The following is a 21,885-nucleotide window of genomic DNA, read 5'->3' as shown; positions in this document are numbered from 1 at the left end:
CCCGAGCAGTGGCAGGGCAACCAGCACGGACGCGGACGTGTACTCCGCAGACGGTCCAGTGCCGAGGTATAGCGCGACCCCGATCCCGGTCAGCCCGCCCAGGGCGATGCCAAGCAACAAGCCTGCGGCGCTGGACTGCCAGTAGAACTGCGCCTGATTCTCCCTGCTCGTCACGGTGATGATGTTGCCTCACAGCCACGGAGGAACGGGCGCGCGACAGGCGGCATGAGCGGATGGCACAAGGCGGGCCGCTGGAGCGGTTCAGGGAGACCTGCGCGGTTCGGTCTCAGGTCGTGCTCGGCGGCTGCAGGGAGGGACCGCCGGGTGCTTCCCACGAACCGTCCGTGGGGATGACGCGCCTGCGCTCGAACCCCCGGTACCACGTGCCCTGATGGGTGAGTTGCCCCTGATCTCCTTCCGCAAGCTGGCCGTACTCGCGTTGGGGGATCTTGACCTCGATGCGATCACCACCCGTGACCTCGAACGTGGCGAAGTATGCGGTCTGCACCGCACTGTCGCCCGCTCCGCCCTCGGTGTGGGTCCGCTTTCCGACCACCCGCGCGGCGACGGTTCGCTCGGGCAACGCGGAATTGTTGGCGTAGGTCTGCCCGGCTTGAACTAGCTTCACGACGACCACGATCACGAAGATGATGAAGAAGATGCCCATGAGCACCGGCACAGCGGAGAACAACCCGTCGCCAGGTCCAGCAAACGGGTCGGGGGTCACCTCCGGATCGAACAGCACGTCAGGATCCATGGGAAGGCCCGATCCGATCGCGCCCGCTCACAGCGGCCGCCAAAACCGTCGGGATCGTCATGGCCCACCTCCTCGATGAGTGCCAAGATCAACTCGGCTCGGGTCGGACGCTACCGTCTGGTCGCAGGTTCCCCCGGGCAGCACGCCCGATCGGGCCAGGAACGCGTTCAGGTCCCCAGGGGTACAACGCCTCACGCTGATGACCGGATGGACGACCGCCCGTGGGATGGCTGCAACGATCGCGGCAGCGGCTACTGGGAGGAGTCGTCCTCGGCGTGCTCTTCAGCCTTTGGCAAGAAGATGATCCCGCGCTCGAGATCGACCCCAGCAGCATGAGGATCGTCATCCGCCTCCGAACCGGGAAGCTGAGCCTCGATCCGCTTCCGATCACGCTCTTCGGCCAAGTGCTTATGGCCCGGGTTGAACAACTCGATCAGGTCGTCCCAGCTCATGGCGCCACCCCTTCCTGGCCCTGACCCTAGCGTCGGACGCCGAAAGCGGGGTTAGGTGACCAAGAGCAAGCCACCGCAGCCGCGGGGAGTGTTCCGCGGAACACCCTCTCCTGTGACCGGTCAACCAACCGGCGGCTACGTGTTTCATTGACGTCAGGATTGGGCCGGCCCGGCTCGGTTCTAGGTGACCGGGACGGTCGTTCTCTTTGCGGCTGCCCACACCCCGGGTGTGAGGCTCACAATTGGCGTGCGTCGTCCCGGTCACCGCCAGGGCTGCGAGAGGCTCAAGAGGGGTATGCCCAGCCGTACGTAGCGGTGCCCTCCCAGCTCGACACCACCAGGGTTGGCACGAGCAAGGGAGCAGAGCATGGACGAGCAGGAGTCACCGCGGGTCGTGATCGGGATGGACCCGCACAAGCGCAGCGTCACGATCGAAGTCATGACCGCCGACGAGAGCATCGTCGGCGGGGGCCGGTTTCCCACCGACGCCGACGGGTACGGACGGCTGCTGGCCTACGCCCGCCAGTGGCCTGAGCGGGTCTGGGCGGTCGAGGGTTGCGCCGGCATCGGCAAGCACGTGGCCGACCGGCTGGTCGCCGACGGTGAGGACGTCGTGGACGTGCCGGCGAAGATGTCGGCGCGGGTGCGGATCTTCACCACCGGGCAGGGGCGTAAGACCGACGTCACCGACGCCCACTCCATCGCCCTGGTCGGGGTACGCATGTCCGGGCTGCGCCCGGTCATCAACGACGAGCAGCTGGAGGTGCTGCGGATGTGCGTGGACCGGCGCCGGTCCCTGGGCGAGGAGCACACCCGCAAGGTCTGCCAGCTGCACAAGCTCCTGCTCGAGCTCATCCCCGGCGGGGCCAAGACGTTCCTGTCCGCGGCCCAGGCCAAGGAGCTGCTCAAGAAGGTCCGCCCCACCACGGCGGCCGGTAAGGTCCGCAAGGCCCACGCCCTGGAGCTGACAGCTGACCTGGCCACGATCTACGCCCGAACCAAGGCTGCCGACAAGGAGCTGAAGACGCTGGTGGAGGCGACCGGGTCCTCGCTGCTCGGCCTGCACGGCATCGGACCCTCCGGCGCCGCCCGACTCCTAGTGGAGGTCGGCGACATCACCCGCTTCCCCGACCGCAACCACTTCGCGTCCTGGACCGGCACCGCCCCGATCGACGCCTCCTCCGGCGAGCACGTCCGTCACCGCCTCTCCCGGGGCGGGAACCGTCAGATCAACCGGGTGCTGCACATCATGGCCATCGTTCAGCTGCGCACCAGAACCACCGAGGGCCGGGCCTACTACGACCGGAAGAAAGCCGCCGGCAAGACGTCCATGGAAGCGCTGCGCTGCCTGAAACGACGCCTGTCCGACCTGGTGTACAAGCAGATGCTCAACGACCTTGCCGGGCACACGGCGACGGGCCCGGGAGGGCACCTGGGCGACGACTCTGACTCCAGCGCGACCGGCTCACAACCCGACACCGGCTCTTCGGACAAGCCACTTCCCGGACCCGCCACCACCGAGCCTAGAACGACACTCCCGACGGCGTCTTGACATAGAGGGGTGCCAATACAGGATGTGCGGATGGTGTGGAACGCTGACGGCTGGGTCGGCGTCTCAGGTGGAGCCGACGTTCACCTGGAGCAGACGATGCAGATCCATACCGTCACTGGGACCCTGCTTGGCCTTGCCCTGATCCTGACGTCCTGCAGCGGCGATGCGGAGAGCACCGCGAGCCGTCAAAGTTCGGATGGATCTCCTGTCGCCTCCGCTGGCAGCGAGCCCGCGCCGGACAACGAAGGCGGTCCGCTGCCAGATGGTGGCGCAGTCTCTTGCGTCGAGTCGTACTCGCCCGAGACACTCCAGAAACGCGCCTTCGCTTTCGATGGGATCGTCATCCGTCTGGGACCGTCCGTTTCCGACCGGGGTGACGACGGTGACCTGAACCTGGCGGGCATCACGTTCGAGGTCCGCGAGTGGTTCGTGGGCGGTGACGCGGATGAAGTCACTGTCGACCTGCAAAGCGTCGGCGAAGGGACCGCGGAGGAAGATCTGCCCTTCCAGGTCGGGACGCGTCTGCTGGTGAGCGGTGAACCTCGTTGGGGAGGCGCCCCGCTGGACTCACCGATCGCGTGGGGTTGTGGCTTCAGCCGGTACTACGACGAGCAAACCGCCACAGCGTGGCGCGAGAGCACGACGAGATAGGAAGTTTCGACCGGCGGCAATGGGGCGTCTCGTGGCGTCGAGCGGGCAGACTGCTCTTGGGAGGTGAGAGGCTTGCAAAGGTCATGGCGTAACCCGTGGACAGGTCCGGTGCCGGTGGGCACCGTCATGGCCGCGTTGCTCCTGACAGCGTGCGGGACGGTCGGAGGGAGTTCCGGTGGCGCATCTGGGGCGTCCTCAGGGGGCGTAGCGGGGTTCCCGTCGTGCGCGGACGTGCCGCAGATCCGCGCGGACGAGGCGCTGTACCGCGATGAGCCGCTGTACGGCAACGCCGAAGAGCTGCTCAGCGAGGTGCACGCGTGGGCGGTCCGGCAACCCGGGTTTGTCGAGCTGGGGCTGGACCGGGAACGCAACGGGTGGATCACCGTGTGGGTCAAGGACGCCGACGCCGGCGCGCTGCAGCAGGAGGTCGCCCGGGAGTGGCCGGGGGAAGGGATCGTGGTGGTGGAGGTGCCCTGGACCGCCGGGGAGCTCGAGGCCGTGCTGACCGAGGTGGACGCCGCGCTGCGGGAGGCTGGTGTTCGCAGCGGCGGGTCCGCGCTCTCCCCGCACCGCGGTGTGGTCGAGATCCACCTCGGGGTGATCACCCCCGAGGCCGAGGCGGTGCTTGCCGGCTTCACCGGCCGGCCGTTGTGCGTGGAGGGGATCCCTGAGGATCAGGCGCCTGAGGAGAGGAGCCAGGCAACAGCCGGGGAGGGGTGGCGTCTGCTGGGTGAGGGGTTGAGCGGTGAGTCCTACCGGACGTCGGTGGCCACCACCGATGACCAGCTGCAGGACCTGTGGGAGGCCGCGGGACTGGAGGGGGAGGCGCCGCGGGTGGACTGGGACGGCGAGATCGCGGTGTGGTTCGGCGCGGTCTACGGCTCGGGCTGCCCCGTGCGGATGGACGGTGTCCTCGTCGAGGGTGACCTGCTCTACGCCGATCTCGTCGTCCCCGGTGAGGTGTACGGCTGCAATGCCGATGCCAACCCGCACGCCTTCGTGGTCGCGGTTTCCAGGGCTGTCCTGCCCGAAGGCCCGTTCCGGGTGCAACTGGAGGCGCGTGACCCCTACCCGGGGGCACCGGAGGAACGCACCGTCGTGGATGTGGACCTGAGATCGCCGGGCAGCACTGCCACCAACGAGCAGGTGCACGCAGACGCGTCACTGGCGGTGCCCCTTGAGCCTGCCCTGGTCACCGACGGAGACGATCTGCCGAACGACCAGCCGGTGCGCTACATCTACCGTGACGATCCAGACTGCGACACCCCGGTTCTAGGTCCGCTCGACGGATCCATCTGGCGACTGGCCGACGAGGAGGCAGCCTGGGACGTCCAGGACGGAGATGAGCTCACGCTCCACCCACTGGGCGGATCTGACAGCGAGATCATCGCCTCCGCCCCGCAGATGGACTGGCTCTTCGTGCGCCTGCCGGAAGCCACTTGCCCTTAACAGCTCAGCTATGTATGCGGCAGAACAGGATGCCTACAGTTCGTCGAGGACAGCGAGGTCGTGGAGGTCCACGGCGCGCGGGGGATAGCCACTTCGAAGCTCTCGGGCTCGCTCCGCGCTGGCCACGACGACCGCTTGGCCGTCTATGAAGCCCGTGACTCTCTGCTCAGAAGGGTGGAGGTACACCTCGCCGTCCAGACCTTCCTGAACCCCGTTGCCGGCCGGGTCCAAGCGCATTGCGTGGACGTCTACTTGCCCTGAGTGACTCGATAGCTGCACGCGGACTGGTCGCCAATCCTCGGTGACCCGATAGCCGCGGGAGGTGAGCCAGGCCATGAACTCGGCCTCCTGATCGTCGTCGATGAACACGTCGAGATCTTGATGGGGGCGAGTCTGTCGTCCCACCAGCGCATCGACACCCCATCCGCCGTTGACCTGATAGACCACACCATTGGCGTCAAGCCAGGCCACGATCTGCACCACCTCGGCGGCGGTCATCTGGGAGGAGAGCTCCATGGGTGAAGTCTCTCCCGTGTGGGTCCAGCGGGACCTTGCGACCGGCGGCAGTTGCGTGCGTTGCAGCGGCGCTCGAGCTTGCATATTTATGCAGTGGACCGGGGACTCTGTCGTTGGTCCTCTGCCCCATAGGTCACCGGGCCACTCTTCGGCGCCAAGCGTGGGCACTGCCGCAGGGGTGCCGGGCCCGTGCGGATCACAGGTAGCGGCAGACGGTCGTGGCGTCGCAGTTGGTGGGGTCGACCGTGGCGGCATCGTCGCGGAGGCGGGCGACGGTGTGCCGTAGCGCCTGTAGGTCGGCGATCTGGCGGTCCAGGTCGCCCAGGCGGGCCTCGAGCAGGTCTTGCACGTGCTGGCAGGGCGCGACGCCGGTGTCGCGGATGTCGAGGACCTCGCGGATCTGGGCCAGAGTGAGCCCAGCGGTGCGGCTGCGGCGGATGAAGTCCAGGCGCGCCAGAGTCTGCGGGGCGTAGTCCCGGTACCCGCTGGGGGTGCGCTCGGGTGCGGGCAGGAGCCCTGCTTCTTCGTAGAACCGCAGCGTCTTGGTCGTGGTGCCGCTGGCCTCGGCCAACTCACCGATCCGCACAGTGACCCCTTGCTCGATCCTTTTCGATGTTCACCTTGACCTTCCCCTGTACTGGAAGGTCCATTGTGGCCTCTGGAGACGTGCAACGCGAAGGATGGTGTGAGATGGGTGAGGACTACGACGTCGATCTGGCCGTGATCGGCTCCGGGGGTGCGGCCATGTCCGCGGCTATCGCGGCCAGCCAGGCCGGCAAGAGCGTGGTGCTGATCGAGCGCGGCGTCCTCGGCGGCACGTGCGTGAACATCGGCTGTGTGCCGTCCAAGACGCTCCTGGCGGCCGCCGGAGCGCGGCACGCCGCGCTGACCAACCCCTTCGGAGGCGCTCCAACCTCCGCCGGGCCGGTGGATCTGGGCACCCTGGTGGCCCAGAAGGACGCCCTGATCGAGCGCCTGCGCGAGGCGAAGTACGCCGACGTGGCCGCCGCCTACGGCTTCGAGGTCCGCCCGGGCCAGGCCACCTTCGTGGACGAGGACACCCTGGCCGTCGACGGCGAGGTGGTGCGGGCCCGGGCCTACCTGGTGGCCACCGGCTCCGAACCCGCCGTCCCGGACGTGGCGGGCCTGGACTCCGTGGACTGGCTGACCTCGACCACGGCGATGGAGCTGACCGAGCTGCCCGAGTCCCTGGTCGTCGTCGGTGGTGGCTACGTCGGGATGGAGCAGGCCCAGCTGTTCGCCCACCTCGGCGCCCGGGTGTCGGTGGTCGGGCGTCTGGCGCCTCACGCCGAGCCGGAGCTCACCCAGGGGCTGCGCGGCGTCTTCGCCGACGACGGCATCACCGTGGTCGAGGAGCATGCCACCGCGGTGGCCACCGACGCCGGCCCTTCAGCACAGGGAGTCGTGGTGAGCACCGCCTCCGGCGCGCAGGTGCGCGGAGCACGGCTGTTGCTGGCCACCGGGCGCGTCGCGCGCACCGACGGGCTGGACCTGGCCGCTGCCGGGGTGGACGTGGGCGAGCGGGGCTTCGTCGTGGTCGACGAGACCCAGCGCACCACCAACCCGCGCGTCTACGCCGCCGGTGACGTCTCGGGGGCTGCCCAGTACGTCTACGTCGCCGCCGCCGGCGGTCGGGCCGCCGCGCTCAACGCCCTGGCCGACGGCGGCAGCGCCCCGGCAGCACGGGTGGACTACACCGGTTTGCCTGCCGTCGTGTTCACCCGCCCCCAGCTGGCCTCGGCGGGACTGACCGAGGAAGAGGCCCTCGCCCGCGGTCACGAGTGCGACTGCCGGGTCCTGGATCTGTCCGACGTCCCCCGGGCGCTGGTCCAGCACGACACCAGGGGCGCGGTGAAGCTCGTCGCCGACGCCACCACCGGCAAGGTCCTGGGCGTGCACGCACTGGCCGACGGCGCCGGGGAGATCATGCTGGCGGCCACCTACGCCATCAAGGCCGGCATGACCGTTGACGACCTGGCCGACACCTGGGCGCCGTACCTGACCATGGCCGAGAGCCTGCGCATCGTCGCCGGCCTCTTCCGCAACCAGATGCCGACGTCCTGCTGTGCCTGAGACCCCTCGCATCCAGCGACCCCAACCCCAGGCCCGGCCAGAGCGCCGGGGAGGCCGGCTCTCACCGACACCACCGCGATGCTCACCATCGCCGCGATAGCCCTGGCGGTGACCGGAGCACTGGCATCCCTGCGACTACTCCGCCGGCGCCAGCGCATCGGCCTGGGCTGCATTGACTCGATGAGCCGGACCGATCCGGCTGGAAGGAATCTGCCATGAAGCTGACCCGGACCCTGGTCGACGCCGGCCTGTCCGCTGTTGGCGGCTACCTGGGGACCAAGGCCATGGAACCAGTGAGCATGAAGCTCTACGACCTGGAGCCCGCTGCTGCCCGCGCCCGAGAGGACGCGGTGCGTCCGGGCCCGCCCTACCGGATCGCCGCGCAGAAGCTGTCCACGCTGGCCGGCCTCGAGCTGAGCGAGAAGCAGCTGGACCGCCTCAGCCTGGTCTTGCACTACGGCCTGGCTGTCCAGTGGGCACCGCTGTACCCGCTGCTGCGCCGACGCACGAGCATCGGTCCGGTGGCCGCCGGGCTGGTTACCGGAGCAGCGATGAGCGTGGTCGCCGATGAACTGATGACCCCGGCGTTCGGGTTCTCGGCTCCCAACCTGGACTACCCGCTGGTCACCCACGCCCGCGGGGTGGCCGCGCACCTGGTGTTTGGCCTCGCCGTGGCGGCCGTCTTCGAGATCGGCTGGGTGCTGACCCGGACCAGGCGGTGACGCGCGCTGACCGATCACAACCGCACAGACGGCACGACCACCGACCACCGACCACGACCGCGGAGCAGGAGCACCAATGAGGGAGCACTTCGACGTCATCGTGATCGGCATGGGCCCTGGCGGGGAGGTCGCCGCCAGCAGGCTGCTGAGCGCAGGCAAGTCCGTCGCCGTCGTCGAACGCGAGCTGATCGGGGGGGAATGCGCCTACTGGGCCTGCATCCCGTCCAAGACTGTGCTGCGCCCACCTGAGGCAGGTGGGCAGGTGGACCGGGCCGCCGGGGTCGGCGGCGCCCAGATGGACTGGCCAGCCGCGCGGGACTACCGCGACTACATGGCCCGCCACCTGGACGACTCAGCCCAGGTCGACAGCTACGCCGACCAAGGCGCCCTGGTGGTCAAGGGCGTGGCCCGCCTGAGTGTGCCCGGCGTGGTCGACGTCGACGGGCGCCTGCTGGGCGGCGACCACGTCGTCATCGCCACCGGTTCTACGGCCGTGATCCCGCCCATCGAGGGCCTGGACGAGGTCACGGTGTGGACCAACCGCGAGACCTACACCGCTACCGACCTCCCGGCCCGAGCGGTGGTCATCGGCGGCAGCGCCGTGGGCGTGGAGACAGCGTTGTTCCTGACGCGCTTCGGCACGGCCGTCACGCTGGTCCAGCGCAGCGAGCGGCTGCTCAGCCGGGAGGATCCCCGGGTGGCGGACCTGGCGCGGACCGCGCTGGAAGGAGCCGGCGTCCAGGTCCGCGCCGGCACCACCCCGGCGCGGGCGCGGCGTGAGGGCCCCGATCAGGTCGTCGAGCTCGACGACGGGACCTCCGTACGCGGCGACGTGGTGATCATGGCCACCGGCCGCGCCCCGCGCAGCGACGGTCTCGGCCTGGAAGAGGTCGGAGTGAGCTTGGGCGAGCACGGTGAGGTCCTCATCGACGAGCACTGCCGAGCCGCAGACGGGATCTGGGCTGTGGGCGACGTCACCGGTGTTCTGCCCTTCACCCATGTGGCCAAGTACCAGGGCCGCATCGTCGCCGATGCCATCCTCGGGCGGGCCCGTCCCGCCCGCTACGACGGCATCCCGCGGGTGGTCTTCGCCGACCCCGAGATCGCCGCGGCGGGTCTGACCCAGGCCCAAGCCGATGCCCAAGGGCTGCGCACCGCGGCCGCCGAGGTCGACCTGGCCGCGTCGATCGCCAGGCCGTGGACCTTCGAGCAGGACCCCCGGGGTCACCTGGGCCTACTGGCCGACGTCGACCGCCGCGTCCTCGTCGGAGCCTGGGCCGTGGCGCCCCAGGCCGGTGAGTGGATCCACCAGGCCTCCCTAGCCATCCGCGCTGGCATTCCCCTCGACACCCTGCTCGACCAGGTGGCGCAGTTTCCGACCTACACCGAGGGCTACCTCGCCGCCCTGGATGCCTTGGACCTGTAGCGCTCATCCCGGACGGCCTGCCTCCGGCAGCCCATATGGGGAACGGTCTACGAGCGCGAGATCGGAGTGGAGTCCACCAGAGTGGTGTACGACGGCACCCGGTGAGCGTGTCCTGCACAGGTAGGCGCGGCCACCGGTGTGATCCTTCGAGTGAACCTTCCAAAGTACTCTCGAAGAGGAGCACCACCGATGACCGCTTCCCCCATTATCGACCCTGAGCAGTTCCTGCACGAGGAGCTCGCGCAGGCGAGCCCGGACCTGATGCGTCACCTGCTGCAAACCTTTATCAACAGCCTGCTGTCCGCGCAGGCCGATGCCGTGTGCGGCGCGGACTACGGCACCCGCAGCACCGAGCGGACCAACCGGCGCAACGGGTACCGGCACCGGGACCTGGACACTCGCGTCGGCACCCTGGACGTGGCGATCCCCAAGCTGCGCGAGGGGACGTTCTTCCCCGAGTGGCTGCTGGAGCGGCGTAAGCGGGCCGAGGCCGCGCTGACCACGGTGGTGGCGACCTGCTACCTGCTCGGGGTCTCCACCCGGCGCATGGACAAGCTGGTGACGGCGCTGGGCATCACCGGCCTGTCCAAGTCCCAGGTCTCGGTGATGGCGACCGAGCTGGACGAGCAGGTGGAGTCCTTCCGCACCCGCCCCCTGGACGAAGGGCCCTACACCTTCGTGGCCGTCGACGCCCTGGTGCTCAAGGTGCGTGAGGGCGGGCGCGTGGTCAAGGTGTCCGCCCTGGTCGCGACCGGCGTCAACGCCGAGGGCTACCGGGAAATCCTGGGCCTACAGGTCGCCACCGGCGAGACGACCGCGTCCTGGCTGGCGTTCTTCCGCGACCTGGTCGCGCGCGGCCTCACCAGTGCCGGGCCGGTCGGGCTGGTCACCTCCGACGCCCACGCCGGCCTCGTGGAGGCCATCGGTGCCACCCTGCCCGGCACGTCCTGGCAGCGGTGCCGCACCCACTACGCCGCCAACCTCATGTCCGCGACCCCCAAGTCCTCATGGCCGTGGGTCAAGACGCTGCTGCACTCGGTGTACGACCAACCCGACGCCGAGGCCGTGCACGCCCAGTTCGACAGGGTCATCGACACGCTCACCGACAAGCTGCCCGCCGTCGCCGAACACCTCGAGAGCGCCCGGGCCGACATCCTGGCCTTCACCACCTTCCCCAAGGAGGTCTGGCGCCAGATCTGGTCCAACAACCCCCAGGAACGGCTCAACCGCGAGATCCGCAGGCGCACCGACGTCGTCGGCATCTTCCCCCACCGCGAGGCCGTCACCCGCCTCGTCGGAGCCGTCCTGGCCGAGCAGCACGACGCCTGGGCCGAGCAACGGCGCTACATCGGACTGGACGCCCTCACTCGGTGCCGACACGCCCTGATCCCCACCACCACCGACCCCGAGGAGATCACTGCTACCGTTCCCGCACTGACGACCTGATCAACCCCATCGAGGGATCACCGTCGTACACCACTCCACTGGACTTGACCTGCGCCGACGCCAACAAGGTATCGACTGCAAAGACCACGTCGGGCCATGTCTGTCTCAACCCAACTGACGTCGTCGGATCCCTCGGTGCACCATAAGTCGAACCTCATACGGGAACGAGGCAACTCGACGTGCGCACTCGCGGTCGATCGTCCCGTAACACCCGCCCGGTGAAGAATCCCGAGCAGGCACCTCTTATGCAACACGGGTTCTCGATGCCTCCCCTGATCGGTGCACGCAGACCCGACCTCCAGGAGCGCGCCCAGATACCTCCGTATGTCGATGCGAGTCTTCGTATGGGTATGCAGCATGCCGACCGCCCTCAATTCGGCGGATCCGGTCTGTCACGCACCTCAACGGGTAAGTTGAGAGACGTTGAGGGTCGTGGGGCCCGGCGGGCCGCCGCCACATCGATCGCGGCATGACGTTCCGACGCAGCCGGCTTGCCGCAGCGGCGACCAGACCCCACCGTACGGCCGGCACCGCCGTCACGACCAGGCGTCGTGGCGGCGCAGGCCCAGCAGTCCCATCAGGTGCGCGTGTCACCCTGGTGGCTGACGCGGGGCCCAACTCTGGCAGTGCTGGCTCGGGCGCCGACCGTGGCGGTAGCGGTGCTGGCGGGCCTGGTCGCGCTCCTGGGTGCGATCTCTGGCCCACCCTTGCTCCAGGGTGGGCCTCCTTCCGGGGATACGGCTGTCGCGACGTCCGCGGGCGCCGGCCCCCGCGCGTCGGCGGGGGATGATCCCGTTGCCTTGAGCGCCGGGCAGATGACGCACCAGCCCCCAGGGACCCCTACGGCGCGCTGTTCCTGCTGGGTGACCTGACCTACCAGGACGGCGACGCCCGATAAGGTCCAGAGCCGCAGGTCGGACCCGTGCGTCTCATCGTGCTCGACTCCAACCGCGTGGAGGGGCGACCTGCCGCTCTCAGGTCCTCACGTCGTCAGCATCGGCCAGAGCGGCCATGGCCCGGGCCACCCGCACGGCCTCCCCAGGGCCCAGCACGTCGACGACGGTGCGCTGGACGATGTCGGCGACCCGCTCCTGCAGGGCTGCCGCCACCGCGGCGCCCTCCGGCGTCAGGGCCAGGTAGATGACACGCCGGTCGGTCCGGGAAGGAACGCGCAGGGCGAGGGACCGGCGCGCCAGCCGGTCGGCGACCTTGCTGACCCCGCCCGTGCTGAAGGCCACCTGCCCGGCGAGCTCGGTCATGGGCAACCGGCCCTCCGCGCTCCGGCCCAGCCGCAGCAGAGCCTCGGTCTCGGCGGCGGCGAGGGAGAACTCCTGCTCAACGGTGCGGTGCAGGTGCCGGTTGGTCCGCTGAAAGCCCTCGATGACGTGACCCCACAACGACACCGGGTCGGTGCTGATGTCCCGCGCCACGACGCCTCCTCCCTCGCACCGCCCGGTCTTTCGCCGAGAAACGGTTTCCGAGGAAATAATATCAGGAGCCCGCCCGTTAACCCGTCAGCCAGCCCGGCGAAGGTCGCCGGACCGCATACCCGAAGGAGGCGGCATGACCGCACGCACCAGCGGCCTGCACCACGTCACCGCGATCGCCGGAGACCCGCAGCGCAACATCGACTTCTACATCCAGGGCCTCGGCCTCCGGCTGGTCAAGCGGACCGTCAACTTCGACGACCCCTCGACATACCACCTCTACTACGGCGACGAGGCCGGGCGACCGGGCACGCTGATGACTTTCTTCCCCTGGAGGGGCGTCCCGGCGGGGCGGGTGGGTGCCGGCCAGTCCACCTCGACGGCGTTCTCGGTGCCGCAGGACAGCCTGGGGTGGTGGAAGGACCACTTCGGTGCCCTCGGGGTCGAGCCGAGCATCACCTCCGCGGACGGCGAGGACCGACTGGTGGTGCGTGACCCCGACGGTCTCGTGCTCGAGCTGGTCGCCTCCTCCACCGAGGACCCACGTGACCCCTGGGACTCCGCCTCGGTCCCGGCCGAGCACGCCGTCCGGGGGCAGCACTCCTCGGTGCTCACCGTCGCCGACGCCGAGAGCACGCTGCGGGTGCTCATCGAGGACCTCGGTATGACGCCGGTGTCGCAGAGCGGTGGACGCACCCGGGTGGCGGCGGGTGAGGGAGGCCCGGGACGGATCATCGACGTGGTCGCGGACCCACGCGCGCAGCGGGGCCTGACCGCCGGCGGCACCGTGCACCACATCGCTTTCCGCGTCCCCGACCAGGCGACCCAGGAGCAGTGGCGGCGTGAGCTGGTGGAGCGTGGCCACACCGTGACCGCGATCCTGGACCGCCAGTACTTCACCTCCATCTACTTCCGCGAGCCCGGCGGCGTGCTCTTCGAGATCGCCACCGACGCCCCCGGCTTCGACGTCGACGAGCCTCTGCTGGAGCTCGGACGTTCCCTCAAGCTGCCGCCGTGGTTGGAGCCGACCCGCGAGGACATCGAGCACTCGGTGCAGCGGATCACGCTGCCGCAGGAGAACAACCCCGCCGTGGTGGACCGGTGAGCACCGCGCCCGCCCTGGCGGACTGGCCGCACCTGTTCCACCCCGCAGAGGCCGAGGACGCGCCCGTCCTGCTCACGCTGCACGGGACCGGCAGCAACGAGCGCGAGATCGCCACCCTGGCGTCGCGGCTGGACCCGCGGGCCGGCGTGCTGTCCCCCCGCGGCCTGGTCCGCGAGAACGGTATGCCGCGCTGGTTCCGTCGGCTGGGCGAAGGGGTTTTCGACGTCGACGACGTCCTCACCCGGGCCGGTGAGCTGGCCGGTTTCCTCCGGGCGGCCCGCGAGCACTACGACCTGGGGGCGCGGCCGCTGGTCGCCGTCGGCTTCTCCAACGGGGCCAACATCGCGCTGGCCACCGCGATGCTGCACCCCGACGCCCTGTCCCGTGTCGTCGCGCTCTCGGGCATGTATCCCTTCGGGGACCGGGACGAGGCCGGGGACCTGGACGGCGTGAGGGTCACCACGCTCAACGGCAGCGAGGACCCGATGGCGCCCCTTTCCAGCGTGGATCACCTGGTCGCCGTCCTGCGCGAGAAGGGCGCGCAGGTCGACCAGCACGTGCGCCCGGGGGGTCACGGCATCGCGCCCGAGGACCTGGCGACCGCGGCGGACGCCGTCCGTCGGGCCGGCTGACTCCCCGGGAACGCGAGCTCCGCGGGCCCGGGCCCGCGGCGACGGCCTGCGTTCAGAGCGTGTCGTGCGGCGCGAGGGAGGACGGCGTGTCCCAGCGGGCCGGCGACGAGAGGCGGCCCGCCGTGCGCACGGCCAGTCCGATCGTCACCAGGCCGCCCAGGACGAGCGCGAGCCCGAGGGTGAGCACGGCGCCTCCCGCGGGTGCGAGCCAGGGGAGGGTGGCCGCGACGTCGATCTGCGCCCGGAGCCCGGCGCTGCCGTCGGCGGGCATGACCACGACGACCCAGGAGCCGGATCGGGCGGTCGACACCAGTGTCTGGAGACCGGGACCGGACGCGCTGGTCAGCCACACGTCGGACTGCGCCGGAGGGGTGTCCGGCGCCTCGCCGGGGACAGTCCGCACGTTGGTGTCGAGCGGTCCGGTGAGCACGGTGTGCTCCACCCCCGCGAGGTAGCCGGCGGCGTCGGACGCCCGGGCGATACCGACGAAGACCTCACCGCCGTCGGCGTCCTGGGCCCGGACCCGGATCTCGCCGAGGCCCAGCTCCAGGCCACCGCCCTCGAGCACGGCGGCGCGGGTCGACACGGCATACCCGTCGGTCTGCACCGTGCGGGTGGGACTGGTCACCCAGCCGTCCTCGCGCGAGGCCATCAGTGCTCCGCCGCCCCCGGCCAGGCCCAGGCCCAGCAGGACCGCCAGGGAGCCGGCGACGACGGCGAAGGTGCTCCCGTTGCTCCAGCCGGAGGTCGGGTATGCGGTGCCGGTGCGGGTGAGGTCGGGGGGCTCGCCGAGCCGGCTCCCGCCGTGGAGCGTGGTGGAGGGTGCGGAGTCGACGAGCGGCTCGCGACCGCCCTGTTCCAGCCGGAACGGGGGATAGGTGTCGGTCATGAGCCCGGCGTAGGCGGCGACGCGCAGCACCCAGCGGTTCAGCCCGATCAGCAGGTCGTAGAGCCCCTGCGGGTAGCGGCCGGTGAACAGCAGCGCCAGCCCGGCCACGAGGACAAGCAGGGCGATCAGGCCCCCGCCCTGCCAGGCCCAGGCGGCGCCGTCGGCGGTCTCCCAGCTCCAGCCGGCCGGCACGGTCTCGCTCACCCGGCGCAGCCCGTTGCTCGTGAGCACCGCGACGATCAGGTAGTGGGGGAGGGCCAGGAGCCACCACTTGACCAGCGCGAGGCCTCGGGACAGCTGCTCGGGAGGGTCGACGTGCAGGCGGGCGGGGTAGTCCGGGACGTCGGCCAGCGTGAACGGCGGGTACCGGTCGGTCCCGAGCGCCCCGTAGGCGTAGTAGGCGACCCGCCAGCTCCACCGCAGGACGCCGACGTTGAAGTCGAAGATCGTCCGCGGGTACCTGCCGGTGGCCAGGATCGCGACGAGGGCGACCATGCTGAGGACCACGAAGGCGGCCCACAGCAGCCCCAGCACGATGACATGCGGGATCACCAAGGACGTCGGCGTCAGTCCCGGGGGTCGATCTCCGGGAGCTCCGCGCCGGCGACGTGCCGGGCGAAGGTCTCGAGGCAGTCCTGCGTCGCCAGGGCCAGGGCACCGAAGAGGATGTGGTCGAGGCCGTCCTCGGGGGACAGGCTCCGGGCCTGCTCGCGCATCCGCTGGACGCTCTCCAGACTCTCGGCGAGCCGCTCCGGCTTGGTGCGTGCAGCCTCGGGGTCGGCGATCACCGGGGCCGCCTGCTCCAACGCCGTCGCCGACAGCCGACGCAGGGCCAGCCCCTCGTCGGCCGTGGCGGGGGAGGACTGCTCCAGGACGACGCCCACCGCCAGCAGGGTGGCCGCGCACCGGCTGGTCGCCTCGGCGCGGTCCAGCTCAGCCGCGAGCCGGGCGGGGTGCAGGCGCACCCGAGGGTTGGCCCTCCGGGCCCGGCCGGCCTGGGTCATGGCGGAGCGGAGCCGGGACTGGGTCGTCTCCAGCTCCACCACGGCGTCGTGGACGACCTCGCCCCGCCGGGCCGCGGCGTCCGGGTCGTCCCTCCCGTCCCGCACCTGCGCCTGCAGGATGTCGGCATAGGTGGTCATCTGCTGCGACAACGTGCGTAGCACGGCCCGGGAGGCCGACTCGAGGTCGTCGTCGCCGAGCGGGGCGAGGACCAGGGCGTTGACCACGATCCCCACGAGGGCGCCGAGCGGCACCTGCACCACATACCCGAGCGCCATCGGGGCCGGGTCGGGGCCGCCGGTGGCCAGGACGAAGAGTCCGGCGAGCGGCGCCCACGTGCGCTGGACCCCGAACATCCGGCTCGCTCCCAGCAGGACCCCGGCCGCGACTGTGACCGCGACCGTGAGGGGGTTGGTCCAGGACAGGGTCTGCACCAGGACGGCGACCCCCACACCCACGGCCACGGCGCCGAGGACCTGCAGCGACTCCTTGACCGAGTCGAGCACCACCAGACCGACCACGGTGAAGGCCCCCAGCGCCGCGTAGTACTTGTACTGCTCCAGCGGGTCGGGGAGCAAGGACCCCAGCCAGAAGGCGACGCCGCAGGCGACGGCCGCCTTGAGAGCCGTCACCACCGAACGCCGGCGCAGGAGGCCGGACAGCGTCGACATACGGTCACCGTACGCCGGGGGCGCCGAGTGCTTCACGCAGGTGGTCGTCTCCCGGATGAGAGCCGACACCCGCCCGCCTAGGGTGGAGCCATGACCGAGCTCGTCCTGGTCGCCAACTCCGGCGACGGCACCATCAGCACCCTGCGCCTGCACCGGGGCGACGACCCGCGCCTGGAGGCGCTCGCCACCACAGGGGGGCTCGAGGGCTGCGGCACCTTCGCCGTCGACCGGGACCGCGACCGGGTGTATGCCGCCTACAAGGGGGAGCAGGCCGGGATCGCCGTCCTCCGGCTGGACCGCGGAAGCGGCGAGCTCACCGAGCTCTCGCGCACCGAGGTCGAGGACTCCATGACCTACCTCGAGCTCACCTCGGGCGGGCAGCTGCTGCTGGGTGCCTCCTACGGCGGCGGGGTGGGTCTGGTGTGGCCGGTCGACCAGGACACCCTGGCGCCCCCGACCGCCCGGGTCGAGCACGCCAACCTGCACTGCGTGGTCGCCCGGGACGGTCACGCCTGGTTCGTCTCCCTCGGGGACGACCTCGTCTCCCAGCACGACCTGGCTCCGGACGGGTCGTTGACGCCGATGGACCCGCCCACCGTCGCGCTGCCGCAGGGGTCGGGGCCGCGCCACCTCGTCCTGGACGGCCCGGCGGGCTACCTCGTCACCGAGTTCTCCGGGGAGCTCTTCCGGCTGACCGTCGCGGACGACGGCACGCTCGAGCCGCACGGGTCGGTGAGCTTCGTCGACCCCTCGCAGGGGCTGTCGCGCAGCCGGATGGGCGCCGACCCGCGCGAGGAGCACCTCGTCTGGGGCGCCGACGTCGGTGTGGCCGGGGAGCACGTGCTGGCCTCGGAGCGCACGTCGTCGCTGCTCGCGTCCCTGCCGCTGCGCGACGGCGAGGTGGGTCGCCCCGTGGGGTTCACCCCGGTGCCCGAGCAGCCGCGTGGCTTCCGGGTCAGTGACGACGGCCGCTACGTCGTGGTCGTCGGTGAACGCTCGACGGAGGCGGCTCTGCTGGAGGTGGGGCGGGACGGCGCCCTGACCCGCCGGGGGTCCGCGGGCGTCGGCACGGGTGCCAACTGGGTGCGGTTCGTCAGCTGAGGCTCAGGTCCTCCTCGACGACCGCCCCGAGGGAGGTGCTGAGGGCCACCGAGCCCAGCAGGTCCAGCCGGGTGCCCCGGACCGACGCCCCGCCGAGGTCGGCCCCGGTCAGGACGGACCCGCGCAGGTCCGCGCGGTCCAGCCGCGCCGAGCGCAGCACGGCCCCGGACAGGTCGCTGCCCCGCAGGTCCGCCCCGCGCAGGTCCGCCTCCGAGAGGTCGGCGTCGACCAGGCGCAGGTCACGCAGCACCAGGGCGCGCAGGTCGGCGCGCACGAGCGTCACACCCCACCAGGAGCCGCCCTCGACCGTCAGCGGGGTGAGGCTGCAGCCCAGGAAGACGCTGCCGTCGAGCCGGCACCCCTGCAGCGTCGCGCCGAAGAAGGAGGTCGCCGAGAACGTGCAGGCGGAGAAGGAGGACTGACGGTGCACCGAGGCGTTCCACCGGACCCGGTCGAAGGAGCAGCCCTCGAAGCGGCATCCCTGGGTGGTCGCCTCCGTGAGGTCGACGTCGACGAAGACGCAGTCCCGGAAGACCCTGGACGTCAGCTCCTCGGCGTACCAGTCCTCCTCGACGTAGCGCCGGCCCTCCACGGGCGTCGTCATGCCAGGGGCCGGCAGTCGCCCTCGCACCCCGTCGGAGACGGCACCGAGTCGGGGCGGGGTCGCCGGTGCAGGACGGCGTGGCTGGGCGCCACGTGGATCTCCCCGTCCACGACGGCGGCGCGGCCGTCCACGACCAGGCTGTAGCCGTCCGTCTCCGCCGGGGGCAGGAGCACCGTGACGGCAGGACGGTCCGGGACCACCCGGCAGGCCGTCCGCCCGGGTGCGAGCACCACGAGCAGGTCGTCGCGGACCTCGACCCGGACCTCGCCGACGTGCGGTCGCTCGTCCCCGGCCACGAGCAGGTAGGCGGTCGGGTGCTTCGCGACGGCCTCGGCCAGCGCGGAGAGGTCGACGAGGATGCTCATGGCGTCCATTCTGCCCCGGGGCCCGGTGCCGGGGGCAGGGCCGTCCGGGGTGGTCCGGCACACTGGCACCCATGGGTATGTCGTCCGCCCGCGTGACCGGTCTGCTCCTGGCCGCGGGTGCCGGGCGCCGGTTCGGCGGGCCGAAGGCGCTGGTGCAGGACGGTCGCGGCCCGTGGCTGCACCGGGCCGCCCGCGCCCTGCTGGACGGTGGGTGCCAGGACGTCCTGGTCGTCACCGGGGCGGCGGCCGAGGAGGTGGAGGAGCTCGTCCTGGCCCTCGGGGACCCGCGGGTGGGCAGCATCCGGTGCGGCACCTGGCAGGCCGGGATGGGGGAGTCCCTGAGGGCGGGCCTGACGATCCTGGCGACGCGCGGCCGCACGGTGCCCTCCCAGGCGCTGGTTCACCTGGTGGACCTTCTCGATGTCGACGCCGAGGTCGTGGCCAGGGTCCTGGGCGCCGCACCGACGGCGATCACGCCCGACGCCGTCCTGGCGCGCGCCGCCTACCAGGGGGTGCCCGGCCATCCGGTGCTCCTGGGCCAACAGCACTGGCAGGCGGTGCTCGACGGGGCCAGGGGTGACACCGGGGCGCGGTCCTACCTGCGCACGACCCGGCCGCTGCTGGTCGAGTGCGGTGACCTCGCGACCGGTGTCGACGTCGACGTCGCCCCGGCGCACGCCCCCGACGTTCCGCGTGGACGGGGCACGCCGCCGGGGTGAGACTGCTTCCGACGACCGCGGCACGCGCGGTCCCACCAGCAGGAGGCAGCATGAGCGGACAGCCGGACCGGGAGACCCAGGGCGAGGAGCTCAACCCCGAGGGGGCCGGGCTCGGGATGGACGACGAGCCGAACACCTTCGAGCCGGAGGAGGAGCCCGAGGCGACCGACGAGCCCGAGGACGCCTGAGCCTAGACTCCCCGTCATGCAGCCTCCCGCCGCGCTCGCCGACCCGCAGGCGCTCGCCGACCCGCAGGCGCTCGCCGACGCGCTGGCCGACACCTCATACCTCGCTGACGAGGGCCTGGCCACGGTGGCGTGGCTGGCGCACGCGCTGCAGCGGCCCCTGCTGCTCGAGGGCGAGCCCGGGACGGGGAAGACGGCGCTCGCCGAGGCGGTCGCGTCCCTGCTCGACGTCCCGCTCATCCGGCTGCAGTGCTACGAGGGCATCGAGGCGAGCCAGGCCCTCTACGACTGGGACTTCCCACGCCAGATCCTCCACCTGCGGGCGGTCGAGGCGCTCGGCCGCGAGCAGGGCGGTGCCGCCGAGCTCGAGGCCGAGCTCTTCGACGAGCGCTTCCTGCAGGCCCGGCCCGTCCTGCGTGCCCTGCGGGAGGCACCCTGCGTCCTGCTGGTGGACGAGGTGGACCGGGCCGACGACGAGTTCGAGGCCTTCCTGCTGGAGGTGCTCTCCACCTGGTCGGTCTCCATCCCCGAGCTGGGGACGGTCCGCGCGGCGGTGGCCCCCTACGTCGTGCTCACCTCCAACCGCACGCGCGAGCTGCACGACGCCCTCAAGCGGCGCTGCCTCTACCACTGGATCGAGCACCCGGGTCTAAAGCGCGAGCTGGCTATCGTCCGCGCTCGGCTCCCCGAGGTGGACCAGGCCCTCGCCGCCGAGATCGTGGGCCTCGTCCAGCGGCTGCGGTCGGACGAGGACCTCGTCAAGCCGCCGGGGGTGGCGGAGACCCTGGACTGGGCCCGCGCCCTGCACGCCCTGGGCACCAGCCGTCTCGACCCCGAGGTGGCCGCGGCCACCCTCGGCGCCGCGGTCAAGGACCGCGACGACACCGAGCGGGTCCGGGTCGCGCTGGACCGGATGCTGACACGCTGACCGACGGTATGCCGTGACCGCAGCCCCTTCCCCCGCCCCCGTCGACGGCTGGGACGTCGGGCAGACCCTCGCGGGGTTCGCGCGCGCCTGCCGCGCGGCGGGGCTGCCGGTGACGGCCGACCGGGAGCGGACCTTCCTGTCGGCCTGCGCCGCCACCGGGCTGGGCGAGCGGCGAGCCGTCTACTGGGCCGGGCGAGCCACCCTCACGGCGTCACCCGCCGACGTCGAGCCCTACGACCGCGTCTTCGCGGGATGGTTCGGCGGTCGTCCCATGCACGGCGTGGCGCGGCAGGACACGCCGCGGACCTCGACCGTCCAGGCGTCGCTGGAGGAGCTGCCCGAGGGGGAGGGGGATGCCGGCCCCGGCGAGCTCCTGCGCGCCGCGGCCTCGGCCGAGGAGGTCCTGCGGCACCGCGACGTGGCCGGCCTGTCCCCGGCGGACCGGGCCGCGCTACGGCGCCAGTTCGCCACGCTCACCCCGCGGCCGCCCACCCGCCCCGCCCGGCGGCACACCCCCTCCCGCACCGGGGCCGTCGACGGTCGCGCGACGGTCCGGGCCCACCTGCGCAACCTCGGCGAGCCCGAGCGGATCCGCTACCGGCGCCGGGCGGTCCGCCCCCGTCGGGTCGTCCTGCTCGTGGACGTCAGCGGCTCGATGAGCGCCTACGCCGACGCCCTCCTGCGCCTCGCGCACGTGATGGTCCAGGCCGCCCCGCGCACCACCGAGGTCTTCACGGTCGGCACGCGTCTGACGCACGTGACCCGTGCCCTGCGGGAGCGCGACCCCGACCGGGCCCTGCTCGCGGCGGGTGAGGTGGTCCCCGACTGGTCCGGGGGCACCCGCCTGGGGCAGGCGGTCGGGGTCTTCCTGCGGCGGTGGGGGCGCCGCGGCATGGCCCGGGGGGCGGTCGTGGTGGTCCTCAGCGACGGCTGGGAGCGGCAGGACCCCGAGCAGCTGGGGGAGCAGGTGAGACGTCTCCGATCCCTGGCGCACCGGGTGGTGTGGGTCAACCCCCACCGCGGCAAGGCGGGCTACCTGCCCGTCCAGGCGGGGATCGTGGCGTGCCTCCCGCACGTCGACGACTTCGTCGCCGGGCACTCGCTGGCCGCCTTCGAGGAGATGCTGGCGGTCGTGGACCAGCACGCGGCGGGGAGTCCACCGCGCGGCTGACCCTCCCGACCGCAGGATGGT

General features: G+C 71.5%; 22 protein-coding genes and 1 pseudogene. 14 read left to right on the top strand and 9 right to left on the bottom strand.

Going from position 1 to position 21,885, the window contains the following annotated elements; all coding sequences use genetic code 11:
* Window positions 1–286 precede the first annotated feature (286 nt).
* Both E3Z34_RS09755 and E3Z34_RS09750 read right to left on the bottom strand, forming a co-directional pair.
* Window positions 287–757, bottom strand: coding sequence for a DUF2500 domain-containing protein (locus E3Z34_RS09755; protein ID WP_202976939.1), 471 nt, complete (start codon window positions 755–757; stop codon window positions 287–289).
* A 251-nt stretch (window positions 758–1,008) separates the two neighbouring features.
* Entirely contained in the window at window positions 1,009–1,209 is a 201-nt protein-coding gene (locus E3Z34_RS09750; protein ID WP_134773435.1) for a DUF6191 domain-containing protein, read from the bottom strand.
* 367 nt (window positions 1,210–1,576) lie between these two features.
* Between E3Z34_RS09750 and E3Z34_RS09745 the strand changes: the two genes are divergently transcribed.
* The 3 genes from E3Z34_RS09745 to E3Z34_RS09735 all read left to right on the top strand — a co-directional run bounded on the left by E3Z34_RS09745 (window position 1,577) and on the right by E3Z34_RS09735 (window position 4,861).
* A complete protein-coding gene (locus E3Z34_RS09745; RefSeq protein ID WP_134773434.1) occupies window positions 1,577–2,761 on the top strand; it encodes an IS110 family RNA-guided transposase in 1,185 nt (394 codons plus the stop codon).
* Between the two features lie 30 nt (window positions 2,762–2,791).
* Entirely contained in the window at window positions 2,792–3,412 is a 621-nt protein-coding gene (locus E3Z34_RS09740; RefSeq protein ID WP_134773433.1) for a hypothetical protein, read from the top strand.
* A gap of 231 nt (window positions 3,413–3,643) precedes the next feature.
* Window positions 3,644–4,861, top strand: coding sequence for a hypothetical protein (locus E3Z34_RS09735; RefSeq protein ID WP_134773432.1), 1,218 nt, complete (start codon window positions 3,644–3,646; stop codon window positions 4,859–4,861).
* A gap of 33 nt (window positions 4,862–4,894) precedes the next feature.
* Here E3Z34_RS09735 and E3Z34_RS09730 read toward each other — a convergent pair whose 3' ends face one another.
* Together E3Z34_RS09730 and E3Z34_RS09725 are read right to left on the bottom strand one after the other, a co-directional pair.
* A complete protein-coding gene (locus E3Z34_RS09730) occupies window positions 4,895–5,377 on the bottom strand; it encodes a nucleotidyltransferase domain-containing protein (protein WP_134773431.1) in 483 nt (160 codons plus the stop codon).
* A gap of 196 nt (window positions 5,378–5,573) precedes the next feature.
* Entirely contained in the window at window positions 5,574–5,963 is a 390-nt protein-coding gene (locus tag E3Z34_RS09725) for a heavy metal-responsive transcriptional regulator (protein ID WP_134773430.1), read from the bottom strand.
* Window positions 5,964–6,067: 104 nt separating this feature from the next.
* Between E3Z34_RS09725 and merA the strand changes: the two genes are divergently transcribed.
* From merA to E3Z34_RS09705, 4 genes are all read left to right on the top strand, one after another.
* Window positions 6,068–7,471, top strand: a complete 1,404-nt coding sequence (gene merA, locus E3Z34_RS09720; RefSeq protein WP_134773429.1) for a mercury(II) reductase — start codon at window positions 6,068–6,070, stop codon at window positions 7,469–7,471.
* A 215-nt stretch (window positions 7,472–7,686) separates the two neighbouring features.
* Complete coding sequence (locus tag E3Z34_RS09715; protein ID WP_134773428.1) at window positions 7,687–8,193, top strand: DUF1440 domain-containing protein; 507 nt, start codon at window positions 7,687–7,689, stop codon at window positions 8,191–8,193.
* Window positions 8,194–8,269: 76 nt separating this feature from the next.
* Window positions 8,270–9,619 (top strand): dihydrolipoyl dehydrogenase family protein, encoded by a 1,350-nt coding sequence (locus tag E3Z34_RS09710; protein WP_134773427.1) that lies wholly within the window; start codon window positions 8,270–8,272, stop codon window positions 9,617–9,619.
* A 189-nt stretch (window positions 9,620–9,808) separates the two neighbouring features.
* Window positions 9,809–11,065: an IS256 family transposase gene (locus tag E3Z34_RS09705; RefSeq protein WP_134773426.1), complete on the top strand. Its 1,257-nt coding sequence runs from the start codon at window positions 9,809–9,811 to the stop codon at window positions 11,063–11,065.
* Window positions 11,066–12,039: 974 nt separating this feature from the next.
* On the opposite strand, the gene E3Z34_RS09700 is transcribed toward E3Z34_RS09705, so the two are convergent.
* The gene (locus E3Z34_RS09700; RefSeq protein WP_134773425.1) at window positions 12,040–12,495 is read right to left on the bottom strand and encodes a MarR family winged helix-turn-helix transcriptional regulator; all 456 of its coding nucleotides are present in this window, start codon (window positions 12,493–12,495) and stop codon (window positions 12,040–12,042) included.
* 133 nt (window positions 12,496–12,628) lie between these two features.
* Here E3Z34_RS09700 and E3Z34_RS09695 point away from each other — a divergent pair, with 133 nt between their 5' ends.
* Together E3Z34_RS09695 and E3Z34_RS09690 are read left to right on the top strand one after the other, a co-directional pair.
* On the top strand, window positions 12,629–13,597 hold the full coding sequence (locus tag E3Z34_RS09695; RefSeq protein ID WP_134773424.1) for a ring-cleaving dioxygenase: 969 nt from the start codon (window positions 12,629–12,631) through the stop codon (window positions 13,595–13,597).
* Window positions 13,594–14,229, top strand: a complete 636-nt coding sequence (locus E3Z34_RS09690; RefSeq protein WP_202976938.1) for an alpha/beta hydrolase — start codon at window positions 13,594–13,596, stop codon at window positions 14,227–14,229. Before E3Z34_RS09695 ends, E3Z34_RS09690 begins: the two co-directional genes overlap by 4 nt.
* Window positions 14,230–15,079: 850 nt before the next feature.
* Here E3Z34_RS09690 and E3Z34_RS20450 read toward each other — a convergent pair.
* Together E3Z34_RS20450 and E3Z34_RS18915 are read right to left on the bottom strand one after the other, a co-directional pair.
* A pseudogene (locus E3Z34_RS20450) lies at window positions 15,080–15,673 on the bottom strand (DUF4389 domain-containing protein); the annotation flags it as partial.
* Between the two features lie 11 nt (window positions 15,674–15,684).
* Complete coding sequence (locus tag E3Z34_RS18915; protein ID WP_134773423.1) at window positions 15,685–16,791, bottom strand: aromatic acid exporter family protein; 1,107 nt, start codon at window positions 16,789–16,791, stop codon at window positions 15,685–15,687.
* A gap of 90 nt (window positions 16,792–16,881) precedes the next feature.
* Here E3Z34_RS18915 and E3Z34_RS09675 point away from each other — a divergent pair, with 90 nt between their 5' ends.
* Window positions 16,882–17,892 carry a lactonase family protein gene (locus E3Z34_RS09675; RefSeq protein WP_134773422.1) on the top strand — a complete coding sequence of 337 codons (1,011 nt, stop codon included), beginning with the start codon at window positions 16,882–16,884 and terminating at the stop codon, window positions 17,890–17,892.
* On the opposite strand, the gene E3Z34_RS09670 is transcribed toward E3Z34_RS09675, so the two are convergent.
* Together E3Z34_RS09670 and E3Z34_RS09665 are read right to left on the bottom strand one after the other, a co-directional pair.
* Entirely contained in the window at window positions 17,885–18,496 is a 612-nt protein-coding gene (locus E3Z34_RS09670) for a pentapeptide repeat-containing protein (protein ID WP_134773421.1), read from the bottom strand. The two genes, E3Z34_RS09675 and E3Z34_RS09670, sit on opposite strands and share 8 nt — an antisense overlap.
* A complete protein-coding gene (locus E3Z34_RS09665; RefSeq protein WP_134773420.1) occupies window positions 18,493–18,861 on the bottom strand; it encodes a pyridoxamine 5'-phosphate oxidase family protein in 369 nt (122 codons plus the stop codon). The genes E3Z34_RS09670 and E3Z34_RS09665 overlap by 4 nt, the downstream gene beginning before the upstream one ends.
* Window positions 18,862–18,932: 71 nt before the next feature.
* Here E3Z34_RS09665 and E3Z34_RS09660 point away from each other — a divergent pair, with 71 nt between their 5' ends.
* The 4 genes from E3Z34_RS09660 to E3Z34_RS09650 are packed head-to-tail and all read left to right on the top strand — an operon-like array spanning window position 18,933 to window position 21,864.
* On the top strand, window positions 18,933–19,580 hold the full coding sequence (locus E3Z34_RS09660) for a nucleotidyltransferase family protein (RefSeq protein ID WP_238695103.1): 648 nt from the start codon (window positions 18,933–18,935) through the stop codon (window positions 19,578–19,580).
* 50 nt (window positions 19,581–19,630) lie between these two features.
* Window positions 19,631–19,768, top strand: a complete 138-nt coding sequence (locus E3Z34_RS17695) for a hypothetical protein (protein ID WP_158288654.1) — start codon at window positions 19,631–19,633, stop codon at window positions 19,766–19,768.
* Window positions 19,769–19,784: 16 nt separating this feature from the next.
* Window positions 19,785–20,693: an AAA family ATPase gene (locus E3Z34_RS09655; RefSeq protein ID WP_134773419.1), complete on the top strand. Its 909-nt coding sequence runs from the start codon at window positions 19,785–19,787 to the stop codon at window positions 20,691–20,693.
* 13 nt (window positions 20,694–20,706) lie between these two features.
* The gene (locus E3Z34_RS09650) at window positions 20,707–21,864 is read left to right on the top strand and encodes a vWA domain-containing protein (protein WP_134773418.1); all 1,158 of its coding nucleotides are present in this window, start codon (window positions 20,707–20,709) and stop codon (window positions 21,862–21,864) included.
* Window positions 21,865–21,885 lie beyond the last annotated feature (21 nt).

The organism is Ornithinimicrobium flavum (assembly GCF_004526345.1).
In the GTDB taxonomy this organism is placed as follows: Bacteria; Actinomycetota; Actinomycetes; order Actinomycetales; family Dermatophilaceae; genus Ornithinicoccus; species Ornithinicoccus flavus.
The sequence above is the reverse complement of the archived record's forward strand: the minus strand, read 5'-3'. Positions and strand labels throughout refer to the sequence as shown.